This is a genomic window from Anaerolineales bacterium, from assembly GCA_022866145.1.
Classification (GTDB): domain Bacteria; phylum Chloroflexota; class Anaerolineae; order Anaerolineales; family E44-bin32; genus PFL42.
Genome location: JALHUE010000528.1, coordinates 1 through 3,749 on the forward strand (window position 1 = coordinate 1; position 3,749 = coordinate 3,749).

Genomic DNA, 3,749 nt, shown 5'->3' on the forward strand with positions numbered 1-3,749 from the left:
AGCGCCTCTTCGTCGATGTTCGCCGGCACGGACACCCGGTCGCGAACCTTCCCGTTCACCTGCAGCACAACCGTGATCGTCTCTTCGTGGGCCAGCCCTTCGTCGTAGGCCGGCCATGGCTGCTGGTGGATCGAGTAGGCCCCGCCCAGGCCGGTCCACAGCTCCTCGACCAGGTGCGGCGTCACAGGCGCCATCAGCAGCAGCAGGGTTTCAAGCGCCGTGCGAAAGGCAGGGCTGCCGGCCTGGCCCGCCTCCCGTGCCGCCACCAAGGCATTCGTCAATTCCATTAGCCCTGAGACCACCGTGTTGAACTCAAAGGTCTCGAGATCGCGGCCAACCTGGCGGATGGTCTGGTGGGTCTTGCGCAGCAACGCCCGCGAGGCCTCCGGATCGTCAGGCGTGGCGGTCGCCGCCGCCGTCGCCAGAGACCACACCCGGCTGAGCCAGCGGCTGACGCCCTGAATGTTTCCGGGGTTCCAGGGTCCACCCTCGGCATAGCGGTAACCGAACATCAAGTAGGCGCGGACCGTGTCGGCGCCGTACAGCCCGATTTGCTCGTCCGGGTCGACGACATTTCCGCGCGACTTGCTCATGCGCTGGCCGTCCGGACCCAGGATCTGACCCTGGTTGCGCAGCTGCAGCATCGGTTCACTGCCGTGGGTGATCCCCATGTCCCGGCAGGCCCTGTGGAAGAATCGGGTGTAGATCAGATGCATCGTGGCGTGCTCAACCCCGCCCGTGTAGGTGTCGACCGGCATCCAATAGTCATACTCGCTTGGATCGAAGGGGCCCTGGTCATACTTGGGGCTGAGGTAGCGCAGGTGGTACCAGGACGAACACATGAAGGTGTCCATGGTATCGGTGTCGCGCTCGGCGGGCTTGCCGCAGAGCGGACAGGTGGTTCTCTTCCAGGTCGGATGCAGCTTGAGTGGGCTCTCACCGGTCGGGAGCCATTCCACATCGTCCGGCAGCAGAACAGGCAACTGGTCTTCCGGCACCGGCACCTGTCCGTGCTCCGGGCAGTACACGATTGGGATCGGCGACCCCCAGTAGCGCTGGCGTGAGATCAGCCAGTCGCGCAGCCGGTAGTTGACCGCTGCCTGGCCCACGCCTTTGTCCTCGAGATATGCCGTCGCGCGCGTAAGCGCCTGCTCCGCCGGGGTGCCGGAGAGCGGGCCCGAGTTGATCATGGTCCCAGAGGCCGGGATCGCTTCGCTCATTGCCGCCCCATCGAGGGATTCAACCCCTTCGGGAAGGATCACCGGGCGGACCTCCAGCCCAAACGTGCGGGCGAACTCGAAATCCCGCTGGTCGTGAGCGGGCACAGCCATGATGGCTCCGGTGCCGTAGCCCATCAGGACGTAGTCGGCGATCCACACCGGGATGCGCTCCCCATTGACAGGGTTGATGGCATAGCCCCCGGTGAACTCGCCGGTCTTGTCCTTGTCGGTCGCTTCCCGCTGGATGTCTGTCTGGCGAGTGCTCTGCTCGACATAGCGGGCCACGCGCTCGGCACGATCCGGCGTTGTCAGCTTGGAGACCAGCGGATGTTCCGGCGCCAGGACCATGAAGGTCGCACCCCACAGCGTATCCGGCCGAGTGGTGAAGACCTCGATGGGATCGCCGGATTCGGTCGCGAAGACGGCTCGTGCCCCCTGGCTGCGCCCGATCCAGTTGGTCTGCAGCACGCGCACCGGCTCCGGCCAGTCGATCCCGCTGAAATCGAGCAGTTCATCGGCATAGCGCGTGATGCGGAAGAACCACTGATCCAGATCCTTCTTGATAACCGGGGTCTTGCAGCGCTCGCAGTGCCGGTCGTCACCCCAGACCTGCTCCCGAGCCAGCGTGGTATTGCAGTTCGGGCACCAGTCGACCGGCGACATCTTCTTGTACGCCAGGTCATGCTTGAACATCTGCACGAAGAACCACTGTGTCCAGCGGTAGAACTCCGGATCGGAACTGACCGCCTCGCGATCCCAATCCCAGGTGGCGCCCATCGAGCGCAGCTGGCGGCGCATGTTGGCGATGTTGTCGTAGGTCCAGGTCTTGGGATGGATGTTGCGCTGGATGGCGGCGTTCTCGGCCGGCAGACCAAAGGCATCGAAGCCGATCGGGAACACCACATTGAATCCGCGCATGCGCAGGTAGCGCGCCCGGGCGTCGGACGGGGCCATGGCGAACCAGTGCCCGATGTGCAGGTTCCCGGAGGTGTACGGCAGCATGGTCAGGAAATAGAACTTGGGCCGGCTGCGATCGATGACCGCTCGATACAGGCCATCGGCCTCCCAGCGCTCCTGCCATTTGTGCTCGATGAGCGCCGGGTTGTATCGTTCCGGCCTGTCCGTGGCCGAAGGCCTCGCCGGTTGTGTCGGTTTCGCCATTGCCTGTGCTCCCCGCGGCCTTCCGGCTGCGTGCTTCCTGTGCTCAAGTCGCGATTAACAAAGACGCCCCTTCGCCATCCAGGGACGAAGGGGGCCGCTCCGCGGTACCACCCTGATTGCCCCGGCTCGCGGGGCCGCTTGCTGCCGCGGTAGCGGGCGGTACCCGTCGCCGGCTAGCTCACGGTCTCACCGGCGAGGCCTGCCCCCAGGGGGCCACAGACGAGTTCGGCCTTTGTTCGATGGCGCTCCGTGAGCGCCCTGCCGGGATCGCACCGGGACCCGGCTTTCTTGCGGATGGCCTACTACTCCTGTGCTGGCCGCTATTCAGTTGTCTGGTGGACCCAGTGGGATTCGAACCCACGACCTTCTCAATGCCATTGAGACGCGCTCCCAACTGCGCTATGGGCCCAAGTGGTGGCAGTGGACCTGGAGGGATTCGAACCCTCGACCTCTTCAGTGCGATTGAAGCGCGCTCCCAACTGCGCTACAGGCCCCCAAGCGTGGGTTCGCGCATTCTAAACGAGCCGATAAGAGCTGTCAAGCAGCAGTGGCTCGTCCGATACCGATGAGACGCTGCAATCGCCACCTGCCATGGCGGGAGGCGAGCTCCCCCATCGGCAATCGGACGGAGTTGCTCCCGGCCTCACCCCCTTGCCCCGGCTGTTGTTCGCTGGGCAAAGCAGTCGTCCTCACGCAGGGGCAGCCCTTCCAGGGTGCTGCGCGAGCGACGGGGGCGGGGGTTCGACGGGTTGAAGCAGGGCCGCCGACAGAAAGGGAAGGTCTGCGCTCATGGTCTCAGTTGTATCTGTACGCAATCAGCAGCCCGGTTGTGGGCCCTGGAGGGCGACGCGCGAAGGCCGTCGGCGCCGGAGGCGGAGGGTCTGTGGTTGTGGGCGGTCGCGCCGGCTCGTATAATCCATCCCATCCCGGAGGCAAGCATGCATCTCGTTCGTGTGACCCGATTGAGGCAACTGCTGCAGCAGGCCGCGCTAGACGGGCTGGCGGTTGTACCCGGCCCCAATCTGCTCTACCTGACCGGCCTGTCGTTTCACTTGATGGAGCGCCCGGTCGTGGCTCTGTTCATGCGGGACGCCGAGCCGGCGTTGATCTTGCCAGCCTTCGAGCTTTCGAAAGGACAGGCCTCACAGATCCCATTCCGGCTGTTTCCTTACGAAGAAAGCGAGGCCTCGCGCGGGCCCGCTTTCCAGGCGGCAGCCGCCCATGCCGGGCTGGCGGGTCGAAAGCTGGGGGTCGAGCCTTTGCGCATGCGTTACCTCGAGCTCGGTCTTCTGCAACAGGCCGCCCCCCAGGCGGTGCTCGCGAGCGCCGACTCGGTGCTGACCGACCTGCGGCAGGCGAAGGATGAGA

2 protein-coding genes and 2 tRNA genes are annotated in these 3,749 nt (G+C 65.1%); 1 reads left to right on the forward strand and 3 read right to left on the reverse strand.

Translation table 11 applies throughout. The features are described from left to right. The 3 genes from leuS to MUO23_15170 all read right to left on the reverse strand — a co-directional run. Positions 1-2,381, reverse strand: a 2,381-nt coding sequence (gene leuS / locus MUO23_15160; GenBank protein MCJ7514291.1) for a leucine--tRNA ligase, incomplete at its 3' end; no start/stop codon positions are given. Between the two features lie 333 nt (positions 2,382-2,714). Further along, positions 2,715-2,790: transfer RNA gene (locus MUO23_15165), tRNA-Ala, on the reverse strand. Between the two features lie 12 nt (positions 2,791-2,802). Continuing rightward, positions 2,803-2,875 (reverse strand) — tRNA-Ala (locus MUO23_15170). A gap of 444 nt (positions 2,876-3,319) precedes the next feature. Between MUO23_15170 and MUO23_15175 the strand changes: the two genes are divergently transcribed. Next, positions 3,320-3,749, forward strand: a 430-nt coding sequence (locus tag MUO23_15175) for an aminopeptidase P family N-terminal domain-containing protein (GenBank protein MCJ7514292.1), incomplete at its 3' end; no start/stop codon positions are given.